14 protein-coding genes and 1 pseudogene are annotated in these 15,855 nt (G+C 41.2%); 2 read left to right on the top strand and 13 right to left on the bottom strand.

Annotated features, from left to right (window positions below; all coding sequences use genetic code 11):
* Positions 1 to 6: 6 nt before the first annotated feature.
* The 9 genes and pseudogenes from PRIP_RS01090 to PRIP_RS01050 form a co-directional block, all read right to left on the bottom strand.
* Positions 7 to 813, bottom strand: coding sequence for an ABC transporter permease (locus PRIP_RS01090; protein WP_036099090.1), 807 nt, complete (start codon positions 811 to 813; stop codon positions 7 to 9).
* A 277-nt stretch (positions 814 to 1,090) separates the two neighbouring features.
* Positions 1,091 to 1,996 carry an ABC transporter substrate-binding protein gene (locus PRIP_RS01085; protein WP_036098990.1) on the bottom strand — a complete coding sequence of 302 codons (906 nt, stop codon included), beginning with the start codon at positions 1,994 to 1,996 and terminating at the stop codon, positions 1,091 to 1,093.
* A 78-nt stretch (positions 1,997 to 2,074) separates the two neighbouring features.
* Positions 2,075 to 5,519, bottom strand: a pseudogene (pyc, locus tag PRIP_RS01080) (pyruvate carboxylase).
* Positions 5,520 to 5,815: 296 nt separating this feature from the next.
* Positions 5,816 to 7,027 carry an FtsW/RodA/SpoVE family cell cycle protein gene (locus PRIP_RS01075; RefSeq protein WP_149023728.1) on the bottom strand — a complete coding sequence of 404 codons (1,212 nt, stop codon included), beginning with the start codon at positions 7,025 to 7,027 and terminating at the stop codon, positions 5,816 to 5,818.
* Between the two features lie 141 nt (positions 7,028 to 7,168).
* Positions 7,169 to 8,902 (bottom strand): glycoside hydrolase family 2 protein, encoded by a 1,734-nt coding sequence (locus PRIP_RS01070; protein ID WP_036098988.1) that lies wholly within the window; start codon positions 8,900 to 8,902, stop codon positions 7,169 to 7,171.
* Positions 8,899 to 9,327 (bottom strand): hypothetical protein, encoded by a 429-nt coding sequence (locus PRIP_RS01065; protein ID WP_036098987.1) that lies wholly within the window; start codon positions 9,325 to 9,327, stop codon positions 8,899 to 8,901. Before PRIP_RS01065 ends, PRIP_RS01070 begins: the two co-directional genes overlap by 4 nt.
* A gap of 12 nt (positions 9,328 to 9,339) precedes the next feature.
* The gene (locus PRIP_RS01060; RefSeq protein WP_036086654.1) at positions 9,340 to 10,182 is read right to left on the bottom strand and encodes a carbohydrate ABC transporter permease; all 843 of its coding nucleotides are present in this window, start codon (positions 10,180 to 10,182) and stop codon (positions 9,340 to 9,342) included.
* Between the two features lie 21 nt (positions 10,183 to 10,203).
* Positions 10,204 to 11,106, bottom strand: a complete 903-nt coding sequence (locus PRIP_RS01055) for a carbohydrate ABC transporter permease (protein ID WP_052008658.1) — start codon at positions 11,104 to 11,106, stop codon at positions 10,204 to 10,206.
* 69 nt (positions 11,107 to 11,175) lie between these two features.
* Positions 11,176 to 12,438 (bottom strand): extracellular solute-binding protein, encoded by a 1,263-nt coding sequence (locus tag PRIP_RS01050; protein WP_036098986.1) that lies wholly within the window; start codon positions 12,436 to 12,438, stop codon positions 11,176 to 11,178.
* A 340-nt stretch (positions 12,439 to 12,778) separates the two neighbouring features.
* Here PRIP_RS01050 and PRIP_RS01045 point away from each other — a divergent pair, with 340 nt between their 5' ends.
* Entirely contained in the window at positions 12,779 to 13,690 is a 912-nt protein-coding gene (locus PRIP_RS01045) for an ArsR/SmtB family transcription factor (protein ID WP_036098985.1), read from the top strand.
* 60 nt (positions 13,691 to 13,750) lie between these two features.
* Here PRIP_RS01045 and PRIP_RS01040 read toward each other — a convergent pair whose 3' ends face one another.
* The gene (locus PRIP_RS01040) at positions 13,751 to 14,029 is read right to left on the bottom strand and encodes an Fpa/YlaN family protein (protein WP_036099088.1); all 279 of its coding nucleotides are present in this window, start codon (positions 14,027 to 14,029) and stop codon (positions 13,751 to 13,753) included.
* A gap of 136 nt (positions 14,030 to 14,165) precedes the next feature.
* Complete coding sequence (locus PRIP_RS01035) at positions 14,166 to 14,465, bottom strand: hypothetical protein (RefSeq protein WP_036098984.1); 300 nt, start codon at positions 14,463 to 14,465, stop codon at positions 14,166 to 14,168.
* 69 nt (positions 14,466 to 14,534) lie between these two features.
* On the opposite strand from PRIP_RS01035, the gene PRIP_RS01030 reads away from it, so the two are divergent.
* The gene (locus PRIP_RS01030; RefSeq protein ID WP_036098983.1) at positions 14,535 to 14,750 is read left to right on the top strand and encodes a YlaI family protein; all 216 of its coding nucleotides are present in this window, start codon (positions 14,535 to 14,537) and stop codon (positions 14,748 to 14,750) included.
* A gap of 21 nt (positions 14,751 to 14,771) precedes the next feature.
* Here PRIP_RS01030 and PRIP_RS01025 read toward each other — a convergent pair whose 3' ends face one another.
* Together PRIP_RS01025 and PRIP_RS01020 are read right to left on the bottom strand one after the other, a co-directional pair.
* Positions 14,772 to 15,452 carry a DUF5068 domain-containing protein gene (locus PRIP_RS01025; RefSeq protein ID WP_159101505.1) on the bottom strand — a complete coding sequence of 227 codons (681 nt, stop codon included), beginning with the start codon at positions 15,450 to 15,452 and terminating at the stop codon, positions 14,772 to 14,774.
* A gap of 14 nt (positions 15,453 to 15,466) precedes the next feature.
* Positions 15,467 to 15,742 carry a hypothetical protein gene (locus tag PRIP_RS01020; protein WP_052008656.1) on the bottom strand — a complete coding sequence of 92 codons (276 nt, stop codon included), beginning with the start codon at positions 15,740 to 15,742 and terminating at the stop codon, positions 15,467 to 15,469.
* Positions 15,743 to 15,855: the final 113 nt, after the last annotated feature.

The following is a 15,855-nucleotide window of genomic DNA, read 5'->3' as shown; positions in this document are numbered from 1 at the left end:
TACCTCCTATAAATAATCCACGAAGCGTTCGCGGAATTTCATGTGTAATACGGATCCTACGTACAGACAGACGATAGTGATGAGCCAGAAGTAGACGGTGTAGGATGGTTCTTGCCAGAAGCCTTTATGACCGACAAAACTCTCCCTGAAGCCCTTCAAGATATAAACAAGTGGATTTAGTTTCAAAAGGTCAACAACCCATCCTGGAAGTTTCGTGTCTAAGTTCCAGACAACACCCGAAACATAGAATAGGACACGCATAACTGATTGTAGCATGACGTAATAATCGCGCACGAGTACACTAATCGTCGCATTCAGCAATGTAACACTGAAAAGAAATGCAATCATCGCAACAAAATAATAGAAAAATTGAATCCAATACATCGAAACTGGAGCGCCTTTTACAAAAAGCAACGCAAAAAAGATAATCATCATTGTGACATAGCTAGTTAAGTTAGAAACAATTGTTATACTTGGCATAACGCTCATCGGAAACTTCATTTTAGAAACCATGTGTATTTTATTAAAAATGCTATTTGCCCCTTGCAGGATAACTGCGCTAATAAAGAACCACGGAATGATACCCGCCAACATCCATTCGATGTAGCTTGCTCCCGCAATTCCTGATTGGCCTCGCATCGCGAATCCAAATACAAAGTAGTAAATCGCAACTTGAATTAGTGGGTTTAATATTTGCCACGCAAGACCTAGGTAATGGCTTTGGTAGGTGGCTTTATCTTCATAACGCGCAATTCGAAAAATCATTGGCGCGTACTTAAATTGTTCTTTTAGGACTTCTAATACTTGTTTCACAAAAACACTTCTTTCCGGAATAATAATGCGGTTTACTGTGTCAGCAACCGAAAATCTCTTGCTACATGTCGTATAGGCTCCACCTCTTGTGTCCAGAAAAAGATACATAATGATGTCGTTTACGCGTGTCTTAGTTGCTCTTCTTGTTGTTATTTGTCGATTCTTCCGTAAATGTAAGCCATTTCTTCGTATTTGTAGTGAGACAATAAAACCCCACCTTATGTTAAATTACCGCAAAAACGGGCGTTTGTAAAGTAAGAGCCTTACTTTTTCAAAATTATTCTGGATACACGGCTTCAAAAATGGCTTCTTGCCCTTCGATAAGTCGTGGTCCTGGTCGGCTCACGATGGATGGATCGATTTCGTAGATGCGATTATTTTTGACTGCGGGGATGTTTTTCCATGCGGAGCGTTTGGCGATAGTTTCTTTGGCATTTGGGTAGATGGTGATGATGACGTCTGGGGCTGCTTTGATGACTTGTTCTTCGTTATATTGTGGGTAGCCTTCTTCGGAGACGATATTCGTTGCTTGAATATTGGTTAACATTTCGTTGATAAAAGTCCCTTTGCCTGCGGTGTATAAATCTGGACTGATTTCTAGCCACACTTTGGCTTTTGTTGTCACACGTTTTTTGGCTTCTTCGCGGATTTGTTTGTCTGTTGCTTCCATCGAGGACACGAGCTTATTCGCTTCTTTTGTCGTACCTGTTAGGTCACCGATTTGAGTGAATGTTTTGTAGACTGTGTCGTAATTTTGGGCGTCTTCTACGATAAATAACGGGATATTGGCTTTTTTGATTTGGTCGTAGGAATCTTTGCTGTACATCATCGTGGAGGCGTGGCCTAGGACAAGGTCGGGTTTCATGCCGATTATTTTTTCAACGTTGATTTCAGTTGTTGCAACGACTGGGACTTTTTTGATGGCTTCTGGGTAGTCATCGCTGGATGTGACACCAATCACATTTTTGCCTACGCCTAGGCGGTATAGTGTCTCGGTATTGCTTGGCATCAGTGAGACGATTTTTTTAGGTTTGCTGCTTAGTTCTACTTTGGAACCGGTCGCGTCTGTTGCTATGTATTCTGGTTTTTTTGCTTGTTTTTCGGCAGTGTTTTGGGCGCTGCATCCTGTTAGAACGAGGATGATGGCGAGACTTAAAACTGCGAGGCTTTTTTTGATTGGCATGTGTTATACTCTCCCTTTCATACACGTAGAAAGAGCCAGGCAAATGGATACGCCCGACTCTTCTGTTTTATTATGTGTTTATACGCGACCAACTTCCATGAGTAGGTCTGCTGATTCGATAGTGTCGCCGTCTGTTACGAAAATGGCATTTACTTTTCCGTCGAATGGGGCTTGGATGGTTGTTTCCATCTTCATTGCTTCTGTAATTAGCAATGGATCGCCTTTTTTCACTAGCTGGCCTTTTTCTGCGACAATCTTGATAACAGAACCGGTCATTGTTGCGCCAACGTGTTCTGGGTTGGTTGTATCAATCTTATGACGCGTTACAACGGTTGATTGAACGTTGAAGTCTTGAATCGAGATTTCACGTGGTTGGCCGTTTAGTTCGAAATAGATAACGCGTGTTCCGTCGGCAATTGGTTCTCCAATAGAATTTAACTTGATAATGAGTGTTTTTCCTTTTTCAAGTTCTACTTCTACGGTTTCGCCTAAGCGCATGCCTTTGAAGAATGTTGGTGTATCAAGTACTGTGACATCACCATATTTATCGATCATCGTTAAGTAATCTAGGAATACTTTTGGATAAAGGATGTAAGACATGACATCATGGTCTGTAGGCTCGGCATTTTGGCATTTTTTCTGCTAGCTCGGCACGAACTGCTTCAAAATCAACCGGCTCCATAAGAGCTCCAGGGCGTTCTGCTAGAGGCTCACGACCTTTAAGCACTAGTTTTTGTAGTTTTTCTGGGAATCCTTGGTACGGTTGACCGATTTCGCCCATGAAGAACTCGATGATGGAGTCAGGGAAATCGATGCTTTCACCTTTGTCGTAGATATCTTGTTCGCTTAGGTCGTTTTGGACCATGAATAGCGCCATATCCCCTACAACTTTAGATGATGGTGTTACTTTTACAATATCGCCGAACATGTCATTAACGACAGCATATGTTTCTTTTACTTCGTCCCAACGATCGCCAAGTCCAACTGCTTTGGCTTGTTGTTGCAAGTTCGTGTATTGACCGCCTGGCATTTCGTGAATGTAAACTTCGGTTTGTGGTGAGTTTAGCGCGTTATCGAAGTCTTTGTAGTATTTACGAACGTCTTCCCAATAATGGTTAATCATTTGCGAGTTATGTGCATTAAGAATCGCTTGACGTTTTCCATTTTCGAGACCGTAGTAAAGGCCTGTCATACTTGGTTGTGATGTGGCACCACTCATTGCGCTTGAGGCTACATCGACAATATCAACGCCCGCACTTACTGCTGCAGCGTACGTGTAAATACCGTTACCACTTGTATCGTGTGTGTGCAAGTGAATCGGTACATCGACAGTGTCTTTTAGTTCGCTAACAAGACGATACGCTGCTTGTGGTTTCAAAAGTCCAGCCATATCCTTAATTGCTAGAATATCGGTACCTTGTGCGACAAGTTCTTTCGCCATGTCTTTGTAGTAATCTACATTGTATTTCGTACGTGTCTGGTCTTCAATGTCACCTGTGTAACAAATTGCTGCTTCCACAATTTTCCCAGCATCACGAACAGCTTCAATGGATACTTCCATACCTTTCAACCAGTTTAAGCTGTCAAAAATACGGAATACATCAACACCGCTTTGTGCGGACTGCTTCACGAATTCGCGAATCACATTGTCTGGGTAATTTTTGTAACCAACAGCATTGGCTCCGCGTAGTAACATTTGGAACATCACGTTTGGAATTTGTTTGCGCAATGTTTCTAAACGTACCCATGGGTCTTCATTTAGGAAACGATACGCTGTGTCAAATGTTGCCCCGCCCCACATTTCAAAGGAGAACATGTTTGGCAATAAGTGAGCCATTGGATCGGCAATTTGGAAAATATCTTTAGAACGGACACGCGTTGCAAGTAACGATTGATGCGCATCACGCAATGTCGTATCTGTTAGTAATACTTCTTTTTGTGATTTTACCCATTCGACTACGCCAGCAGGACCTTTTGCATCCAAAATTTGTTTCGTTCCTGGTTCGATTTTTGCATCAAACGGGATTTTTGGAATGCGTAGCTCATCGTAAACTAATTTCTCACGTTGTTTGATTCCTGGGAACCCATTAACAGTAACGTTACTGATGTAGCGTAGCGTTTTCGTGCCACGGTCGCGTACTTTAGGAAAGTCAAACAGTTCTGGTGTGGAGTCGATAAATGATGTATTGTAGTTGCCACTAATGAAATCCGGATGTTGGACAACATTTAAGAGGAACGGGATGTTTGTTTTAACACCGCGAATACGGAATTCAACCAAGTTACGGATCATTTTACGAGATGCTTGTTCAAATGTCATACCCCATGTACATAGTTTTACAAGTAAAGAATCGTAAAAAGGTGTTACGACCGTTCCTTGGAAACCATTACCTGCATCAAGACGAACGCCAAAACCACCTGTTGAGCGGTATGTATTAATACGCCCAGTGTCTGGCATGAAGTTGTTCAACGGATCTTCAGTTGTAATCCGGCATTGAATTGCTGAACCATTAATATGAATATCTTCTTGTTGCGGAATGCCTACGATTTGATCATGCATCGACGAACCATCAGCAATAAATAATTGCGACTGAACGATGTCGATACCTGTAATCATCTCTGTAATCGTGTGTTCTACTTGAACACGAGGATTGACTTCAATAAAGTAAAATTCTTCGCCAGAAACTAAAAATTCAACCGTCCCTGCGTTCAAATAATTCACGTTTTTCATTAGTTTTACAGCAGCATCACAAATACGTTCCCGTAAATCAGATGTGATGGCATTACATGGCGCAACTTCTACTACTTTTTGATGACGGCGTTGCACAGAGCAGTCACGTTCAAATAAATGGACGATGTTACCATGCGAATCACCGAGTATTTGTACTTCGATATGTTTCGGATTAACGACGCATTTCTCAACGTATACTTCGTCGTTACCAAATGCCGCTTTTGCTTCTGATCCTGCGCGGTCAAATGCTTCTTTTACATCAGCTGGGCCTTGAACGACACGCATGCCACGTCCGCCTCCGCCAAGTGATGCTTTTACCATCAATGGATAGCCATGTTTTTCTCCAAAAGCAGCTACTTCCTCAGCGCTTACTACAGGTCCGTTACTACCTGGAATAACTGGAATATCGGCTAATAAAGCTTGTTCTTTTGCTTTAATTTTGTCACCGAACATGTCTAGGTGTTTCGATTTAGGTCCTACAAAAATGATGCCTTCTTTTTCACAACGCTTGGCGAAGTCGATATTTTCCGACAAAAAGCCATAACCAGGGTGAATTGCGTCAACATTTGCTATTTTAGCAACTTCGATAATATTATCGATATCAAGATAAGCATCGATCGGTTTCTTCCCTTCCCCTACGAGGTAAGCCTCATCCGCCTTATAACGGTGAAAAGCCGCCGTATCCTCTTGCGAATAGATCGCCACTGTCTTAATGTTTAGTTCCGTACATGCACGCAATACGCGAATTGCGATTTCGCCACGATTGGCAACTAAAACCTTTTTAATGTTGTTCATTTTTTTTCCTCCTAACCTACACTACCTAAAATTTTTCTCCAGCTCTTACTGACAAACACTGTCTTGGGCATAAAATAGCCAAGGTCAGGCTGCCGTGCACTGGATTTTTTCTATCTACATAGCTGCTAACATATTACCGTCATGGAGAAATTCGGTATATCCATTAATTATAGTATTAAAGTGCCCCGAATGTAAATTCTTTTTACCTATTTTCATAAAAAAATATTGTATGCGACTCTGATAATTCAACCTATACAGCCATTTATGAAGGAAAAACGAGCCAAACAATTGGCTCGTTATCTTCGTATTCCATTTTGCACCATTTTCACTGGTTTCTCTAACTGCCCATCTGTTCCGTATTTTTTCTGAAACTTACTAATCATTGAGACATTCAACACAATGCCAACTAAAATCGACAAAGACATTAGGGAGGAGCCACCAAAACTCGTAAATGGTAATGTTACACCGGTCAATGGGATCATTCCAGTCGCTCCACCGAGGTTAATGAATGCCTGAATGCCAATCAAAGTCGCAGTTCCATAGCAAAGCAAAGAGCCGAATGCATCATTGGAACGCATACCATTGGCAATAGAACGCAATACGATAAAGAAAATACCTCCAACTGTGATTAAAATCCCAAAAAAGCCTAGCTCTTCCGCAATAATCGCGCTAATAAAATCAGTATAGGCTTCTGGTAAATATCCCAATTTCTGTACACTTTCACCTAGACCTTGTCCAAAAAATCCGCCTGAACCAATCGCATAGAACGAGTTGACTAGCTGATAACCACTGGCTCCATGATCTGTAAACGGATTTTGGAAACTTGTGATCCGTCCAATCCGCTTTGGGGTAATTAATTTGGAACGGATATCTTCTGGTAGTAAAAATACGATAATACATAAAACCGCTAAGATGGCTAAGCCCAATCCTACGAGTTTGAGAATCGTTTTTAAGCGCATTCCAGACGCCATGATAATTCCGCACCCTGTCATAAAAATAATAGATGCCGTTCCAATATCTGGTTGCAACAAAATCAAAAAGCAAATCACAACGAGGAAGAGTACAGGGGGCAATACGCCACGGTTAAAATCATCAATATAGCGCTGCTTCTTGGAATAAACAGCCGCCATGTAGACAATCATCGATACTTTGATAAATTCTGATGGTTGTATCCGAATTGGACCTAACACAAGCCAGCTCTGTGCGTTATTAGCCGAATCACCGAATGCTAAAACAAGTAATAACAGGCTGACCGATCCAAACATAATCAACATCAACATTTTATTATTTTGCAAGATTTTATATGGAAAGACAGCGAAGAAAATCAGTAGAACAAGTGAAATAATCCAATTCTTCAACTGACTATTATAAAACGTTGCTGGGTCCCATCCTTTGTTAATGGCAACAAACATACTGGAACTATAAACCATAATTAATCCGAAGATACACACGATGAGATATACAGCTAACAATGTGTAGTCATAGGACTTGAGCATTTTCTTAAACATAGACATCTTCCAATCATTTCGAGCCTGTCTTTCGAGGTCCCTACTTTTAGTATATCTTTTCATTATATCGGAAATAGCTCTGAAAAGAAATAATAATTGCGCCGCATTGGAAAAAATGATTGAAAAGTCATCCGTTGTGTGTTAATTTTTACGTCGTTCATTGATGGCGCGAATCGCGGAGAGGTCCACTTTGTCTTTGCGATTGATGGTGAGCAAGCCATTAATTTCTTGCTGCACATCACTGACTTGCGTATAGCAAAAACCGGAAATATAATCGAGCGCTTGAATCGCACCTGTAATCTTGTCAAATCGCTCGATAAAACTCGCCTCGTCTTTGACTTGATTGCCGTAACCCCAGCCTGATTCGGATTGGAAAGCGATACCACCAAATTCAGAAATAATCACTGGCTGTCCTTTATCGACGTAGTTTTTCGCGAATGGATGGCGGAAACGGTTGTGTTGGAACGCGTTGGAGAGTAATTTTTCGCGATCGGTGTAGCGTTTGGTGAAGCACTCACCGATTTCTTCATAATCATGTAATGTGATAATATCAGAAATCGTGTGGTCCCAGCCGTCGTTTGTGATGACTGGTCGCATGCCGTCAAATGCTTTTGTTAGATAGTAGATGCCTTCTGTGAATTGTTGTTGTTTTTTGTTGCTGTGAATGTCGGAAACGCCCCACGATTCATTGAATGGCACCCATGTGATGATGGACGGGTGGTTGTAATTTTGTTTCACGATTTCGAGCCATTCGGAAGTGAAATTCGCCACGGCTTTGTCGCTGAAACTGTATGTGGAGCCAACTTCTGACCAGACAAGGACGCCTTTTTTGTCGCAGAGGTATAGGAATCGGTTATCTTCGACTTTCTGATGTTTGCGCACGCCGTTGTAGCCCATTTCGAGAATTTTGTCGATGTCCAGTTCGAGCGCGCTGACGGATGGCGGTGTTAAGTCGCTGTCCTGCCAATAACCTTGGTCGAGAATGAGGCGCTGATACAATTCTTCGTTATTTAGCAAAATTTTATCTCCTTCAATTGCGATCTTGCGCATGCCGAAATAAGATGTGACGTGATCGATTTCGGTGTTTTCTTCTATTAGTGAAAAATGAATATCGTATAAATTCGGCGTTTCGGTATTCCAAAGTTTCATACTCCACGGATTGCCCTTCGCAAGGACAGATGCTTGCATGGTTGCAACACCGTCTTTTACAAACGCGCTTACTTTTTCGATGAGTTCGCCGTCGAATGTGATCGTTGCTTCCGCGATTAAGCCGTCATGCCATGCGTTCGTTTCTAGCTCCAGATCGATTTTGCGGTTATCTACGTCTGGCGTCATTTTCACGTAGTCGATATGAATCGGTGACACGTACTCTAGCCAAACCGATTTCCAAATACCCGTCGTTTGCACGTACCAGCAGCCAAAATTGTCCTTAATCCAGCGTTGTTTACCGCGAGGTTGCGCTGTGTCCACGCTGTCTTGTACGCGAACAGTGATACGATTTTTGCCTTCGACCATGTAATCCGCGATGTTAAAAGAAAACGCCGTATAGCAACCGTAATGCTCGCCAACAACCTTACCATTCACCCAAACCGTCGTTGCATAATCCGCACCTTCGAAGTGTAGCAACACATGTTTATCCGTCATAAGCGTCACTTCTTTCTCATACCAAACCGTCGCGTGATGCGATTCATCATGAATGCCACTCGCTTTTGTTTCATAAGTGAATGGCACTTGAATCGGCGTCTGCTCTGGCAAACCATCATACCACCGCTCCTTCACGCCAACTTGCGCATCATCAAACGCAAATCCCCACGCACCGTCCAGACTCTCCCAATTCTCCCGCACAAACTGCGGCCTTGGATGTAAAATTGTCATCCTATTTCCTCCCTAATCGTCACATTTTGCCGCGCCTTCATACCTTTGTTTTTAGCCAAGCCAATAATTCCCGCGCTCATAAACAAGAAAATGTTTGGAATATCCATAATGAAGTAAGAGAAAATCCCACAAACGAGCAACCAAACTGGTAATTTCCAGCCAACTACGCCGTCCTTCCAATGTTTTCGCGCCAAATAAATATTCAATAATCCGAGTAAAATCAACAATACCCCGAAAATCACGACAAAGTTAAAAATACTGCCAAACAACGCCTTCATCGCCCGCATTTGCGCAACAGAAAGCCCCGCTACATCCAAGCCTTGCTTTTTAATAAATACGCCGTACACGAAGATTGTCAGCAAGCCGTCCAACAACTGCCAAGCCGCTGCGATATATATAAAGACTCGTTCTAATCGTCTGCTCATGCCAACTCCCCCTTATCCTTTTACGCCTGATGACAATGCCATAGACTGTAAGAAATATTTTTGCGCGAATAAATACAAGATAAATGTCGGTACAATCGCGACAAGTGCCCCTGCCATCAAATGCGCCGGTTGCGCTTGGTACATCCCTTGTAGCAACTGCAATCCTGGCGTAATCGGCATCATTTCAATATCATTAAACACAATCGACGGCCAGAGGAAATCATTCCAAGCAGCCGTAAACGTAAACAACGCCACAACCATCAATACGGGCCGCAAAAGTGGCAAAATAACCTTGTAAAAAATCTTGAAATCGCCAGCACCATCAATACGCGCCGCCTCATCAAATTCAATCGGAATATTCACCATAAACTGTCTCACTAAGAAAATATTAAAGACAGCCGCAGCACCAGGCACAATCGCCGCTAAATAATTATTCACCCATCCGAACGTGTCGATAATTTTATAAAGCGGAATCAAATTCACCACACTCGGAAACATCATCGTAGCCATCAAAAATACAAACATCGCATTGCGTCCGCGGAACTTTAAACGACTATAAGCAAACGCCGCCAACGACACCACAACGAGCACCAACACCGTTTGCGAAACCGCAATAATCATCGAGTTCATAAACCAACGTAAAAGCGGTGTCGCCGCATTATCAAATAGCAATTCCGTATAGTTCGTCGTCACCCATTGCACCGGCAAGAACTTAAAGCCCACCGTCGCCACTTCCGCCTCTGATTTAAACGACGTCACAATCCCCCAAGCAAGCGGAACAACCCAGATGATCGCCATCACAAGCAAGAATACAAAAGCAATTAATTTTGGAATAAAGCGCGAATCTTTTTTCATCAGATTTTCATTCCCCTCACTCTAGTTTTTATTCCGTAAAAAGAAAAATTGGACAGCAGAAACGGCCATGATACACAATCCTAGAATAACCGCCATCGCAGACGCAATCCCCGCAATCGACTGACCTGTACCAAACGCATTTTGCTGAATATACATCAAAAGTACCGTCGTCGAACCAGATGGCCCACCTTTTGTTAGCATCAACGGTTGGCCATAAACGTTAAATTGCGCAATCGTTGTCATTACGACGGTATAAAGTAACTGCGCGCGAATACTCGGCAACGTAATCCGGAAGAATTTTTGCACCGAGGTAGCTCCGTCAATGTCCGCCGCTTCATAGAAATCTTTCGAAATCCCATTTAGCGCTGCTTGGTAAATAATCATGTTCCCACCAATACACCACCAAACCGTTACAATCACAAGCGTCAGCCAGGCATAAGGCTGCGTTCCAACCCAGTTAACCGTCGTTCCAAGAAACTGATTAATCGGTCCGAAACTCACATTAAACATCAATCCCCAAATAATAATAACCGCTGAAATCGCAAATAGCGAAGGCAAATAAAACAACGATTGGAACAGCTTATTTAACTTCGGTTTCGCGTTCAACGCACTCGCAAGCAACAGCGGCACGATAATACAAAATGGCACAGTCAACACAACAAAGATGAAGGTATTGCGCAACCCATTATGTAGCTGCTCATAAAACGTTGAATCCTTCTGAAACAAAATCTCGCGATAATTATCAAATCCAACAAAATCAGGTGTCCCAACTAAATCCCAATCCGTAAACGAAATATAAATCCCATACACAACCGGAACCAAAAAGAAAATCAAGAAAATAATCAAATGCGGACCTGCAAATAACCACGGCGTAAAGCGCCAGTTCTTTTTTTTATACGTGATTGTTTTAGCATTTGCTTCCATTAACCAAACCCCCACTCTAAATTCTTCATGAAGGGGCAAGACATCTTCACATCTTTAACCCCTCATTTCTTATTTATTCGATTTATCTTTGGCGATTTTATCTTCGACTGCTTTTTGCATATCTGCGAGGCCTTTATCTACCGGTGTTTTGCCGAAAATAATATCATTTCCGTTCGCGTCCAGTTGTTCTGATACGTAACCATTGTATTTATAATCGAAAATTTTCAATGATTTTTGTTCTGCTGGATCAAGTAACAAGAAGGATTGTGGCATTTCTTTATACGTTGGGTCTTCTACAATTTTAAGTGATGCTGGGTTTTGACCTGATTTTGCCCATTCTAGCGAGTTGTCTTGTACCCAGTCGATGAATTTCAATACGCCAGCTGTTTTTTCTTTAGAGCGGCCTTCACTATTAAACATCGTGAATTGATGCGAGCTGGACCAGTTCACCATTTTATTTTTATCTTCGCTTAGTTGTGGCGCATTGGTGATACCCCAGTCGAACTTGGCATCTTTCGCCGTATTTTGCATCCAGATACCTTCCGGTGCGAAAATAACTTTGCCAGCGATGAATTTTTGGAAGTAGTCTTCGCCATCTTTTGTTGTGATTCCGTCTTTGTACATATCTTTCCATAAGTTGAATGTGTCTTTAGCTTGTTGGTTGTCAAGTGTTGGATCAATACCGTTTTCCGTTAATTTACCGCCGTTTTGTGCGTAAAGTGATAGGAACGTTGGTTTTACCCAGCTCACTGTTACGGCGTCTATTTTATCTTTTTTAGCTAATTTTCCAGCAGCTTGAATTTCATCGAACGTCACAACACCGTCGTCAAGCGCTGTCGGAGCATATTTTTTCACTAAATCCTTGTTGTAGTACATAATAAAGGAGTGAATATCTAGCGGAACACTATAGCGCTTATTATCGATTTGTCCGATATTCCAAGCTTCTGGTACGTAATTCTCGGCTTTAATATCTGGAAAATCTGCTAAGTAATCATCATATGACATCAGCATATCGTTATCCACATATTGTTTAATGCGCTCGGCGTGAACAATCGTCAAATCTGGAATGTTTTTGCCAGAGTTAACAACCGTTGGAATCTTCGTGTACATATCCCCTTCTTTTAATGACATGTTTTTCACTTTGAATTCAGGATTGGTCTTATTATATGCATCCACCATTTTTTGCATATTTGCGCCATCAGGACCCGTAAATGGATTCCAGAATATAATTTCCTTACTTTTCGCCGTATCTTTCGCGTCCGTCGAACCACCACATGCTGCCAACCCAACAACTAGCATTAACATACAAATTAGCCCTACTACCTTTTTCATCTCAATTCCTCCCACTTTCATTGTTCTAAAGTAAACGACTTTTCACAAACTTTTTGATGACATATTCGCGTATTTCCACATCAGCTGCAGTCCGATGTAAACGCCTACATATAATGTTGTAAAAAAAGAAAAAAACTTAGTTAACTAAAAAGTAAATTAAATAACTAAACTTCTTTTATATTTTTACTATAATTCACTAAAATTTTATTGTCAACACTTTTATTTCTTTTATTAGCAATTTTATGTTATGCTAAACTAATAGGTTTACTAAACTGATTTAAAGAGCAAAATTTAACTATTTACATCTATAAAAGTATTAACTAAAGGAGGTTTTTTATACATGCAGTTAGATATTTCTAAAGATTCCATTCCTGTTTACGAAGCCTTAGCTAGCGAGACGAGAATCCAAATTTTGAACTTACTTTCACAAAGTTCGATGAATATTAAAGAACTTGCACATGCCTTACATATGAGCAGTGCGATTATTACAAGACATATTAATCAACTCGAGAAAGCCCAACTAATCCGCACAGAAAAAAAGCCCGGAAAATCTGGTATCCAGAAGGTTTCCAAGCTTGTAGTTGATAAAATCGAGATCAATTTCCCGACGACGATTTATCCGAATTTCAAAATGCGTTCTGTTGCACTTCCTGTTGGGCATTATACGGACTATGATGTAACCCCAACATGCGGGCTTGCGTCGAGCAAAGCGTTTATTGGCCATGTCGATGAACCGAAATATTTCATGGATTCCAGCCGAATGGACGCACAAATTATTTGGTTTACACAAGGTTATTTAGAATATAAAGTCCCCAACCCGTTGCAAGCCAATGAGCGCATTGAATTATTGGAAATCAGTTTTGAGATTGCATCGGAATTTCCGTATTCGAACAATGTCTGGCCGTCGGATATCTCCTTTTATATTAACGGACGTAAATTGGGCACATGGACATGTCCTGGCAATTTTTCCGATATTCGTGGTAAATACACGCCAAGCTGGTGGCAAGACGCAAACAGTCAGTACGGGCTATTTAAAACGATTCGCATTTCGAAGCACGGTACGCACTTTGACGGAGATATCCTGTCCGAACTGACATTGGATGACCTAGAACTAACTAGCGACCTTGTGAGCTTTCGTATCGCCGTTGAAAAAGATGCAAAAAACATTGGTGGAACAACGATTTTCGGAAAAGGATTTGGAAATCATCAGAAGGATATTGAGTTTGGGTTTTATTATAGTGAGAAAAGCTGAATATCAAAAAACATCCCTCTTAACCGTTGCACTAAGCTCACGTTAAGAGGGATGTTCTATTTATTTACTCGTCGACAACTCATGCAACACCGAAAGTTCTTTCTCCAGCGTGTTTAGCAGGCTTTGTCCTTCTGCTCTATCAATCAGTCCTAATCGCACCGCAAAATTAATTTCGCGCGATAAGCCGTACATTTGAGTATCCAAAACTTCTTCGTAAGCTGGGCATTGAGGTAAAGTTAAGTTATCCATCTGCACTTTAATCAACTGCAAAATTCGCTTTGCGTCTTCTTTAAGAAGCTTTACGGCCTCTTCTCTGTGGTCTATTTGTTTGTCCGTCACTACAGAAACCCCCATTCAAAACACATCCTATGCGCCTAATTCATCTATTTCCAAAGAAAGTACAATTTTTTGAATTTTATCTTCCTAAAGTATAGCATATTTTTTTACGAAAGTAACCTGATATCAACATAATTTTTTATCCTAGCCACATAACTGTTAAAAGAAACATGCATACGGCTAAAACCAAACTCGCTGGCATGGAAAAATAAATGACGAGCATTTCAACTCCTGATAGCGTACCCTTCAATGAGCGTACAAATGAAATGCAGGTAGCAACAAGGTAACTTGCAATCATAATTCCTGCGGCACTAAACACCGTGTAGAAGTTATCAAACCAATACACAGCCTCTTGGACGAACACCAATGCCACAACAGCTAGTACCCCAGTAATCGAAGTCCAAATCAATTCTGTATATTTTTTCTGTATTTGATTCATAGGAAACAGCTCCTCTACGTTTTACTTTCTATTTTTCCATGCTATAATAAAGGCATGAGGTGAACGCAAATGAAGGCACAATGTATTTTATGTGAAACAGTTGATGAATTAGACGATAAGAAATTTAAGACGAAACAGCTACGCAATAAGCCGATTCGGATGTATCTTTGCCCAGAATGCGAAACCAGAATTGCACAAAAAACGGTGGAACGAATTAATTCTGGCAAGTTCGAATTTCATAAACCAAAAACGAAAAAATTTATCGAAAAACCCGCTAATCTCTAAGACTGGCGGGTTTTCGCGTACTTACGACTTTGTTACTCTGTGATGCGAAAATCTAAATCGATTGCCTTTTGTTGTTTTTACAGGTAATGCTTTGTCTGCAAATTCATTTGGGTTTGGTACGACAAGCTTCGTTAAATGGACAAGTGTATAGTAATTTTCTTTGTTGAGCATATACGTGATTGCTCCTTCACGTTTGGATTTCGCTGGGAAAATATTGTGTGATGTAGCGCTGCCGCTCAATTGGTAGGCAGTCGGCACAAAATTCTCTAAGCTAGCTCCTTTAGAAATGCCACCGCCATTAATCTGGATGCGCTCAGCCAAGTAGTTGATATTGCTTGCTGATGTGTTTTCAATAACGACGTCTGCTGTAACAACAAAACCATCTTGATTCGCTAAATAAGATTCTGGGCTATACGGGTCCATCTTCTTATTAGATCCTGTTACGCTTTCTAGTTTGTATTGTTTGATAGTTACTTTAAGCGGTCCAAAATCGGCTGTTTCTGGCGTTGTATTCAAATAGACAAGTGATACCGTTCCACCTGTTTTTGGCGCTACTGCGGATTGCTTGAAACCTGCTGGTGTTAAAGAAAATGTACCCGTTGGTGCTACCGCTTGTTTTTGTTCCGGGGATTTTTCTTCTGTTTTTGCTTCGGTTTTTTCTTTCTGCTTTTGCAGTGTCTGGTGTTTCTTTGGTTGTATCACTTTGTGCTTCTGATTCACTTGTTTTTTTCTTTCTGCCTTTTTGGGTTGCTGGTGTTTCTTTTTTTAGCTGTTGCACTCTCTTTATCTTGTTTTTCCTCTGTTTGTTTATTCGCATCGATATTGGAATTTACATCTTGCTTTGTTGTTTCCTCCTTCTTAGCCACTTCTTTTTCCTCGGTTTTGGGTGCTGCTTTGTCTTGTTCTGCTGATTTTGAATCTGCGTTCGAACCACAAGCCGCAAGTCCCACTAACATTGCACTCATCATGCCTACCATCAGTACTTTCTTCATGTAAATCCCTCCTTATTCAACATTTACCCTTACCCCAACTATACCAAAAAAGACACCATATTACAATCGTGTTACAAAAATAATTAATGCCATGAAGTTCCTACAATAAAAAA

Source organism: Paenilisteria riparia FSL S10-1204 (assembly GCF_000525995.1).
Lineage (GTDB): Bacteria > Bacillota > Bacilli > Lactobacillales > Listeriaceae > Listeria_A > Listeria_A riparia.
This window is presented reverse-complemented; position numbering and strand designations above follow the sequence as displayed.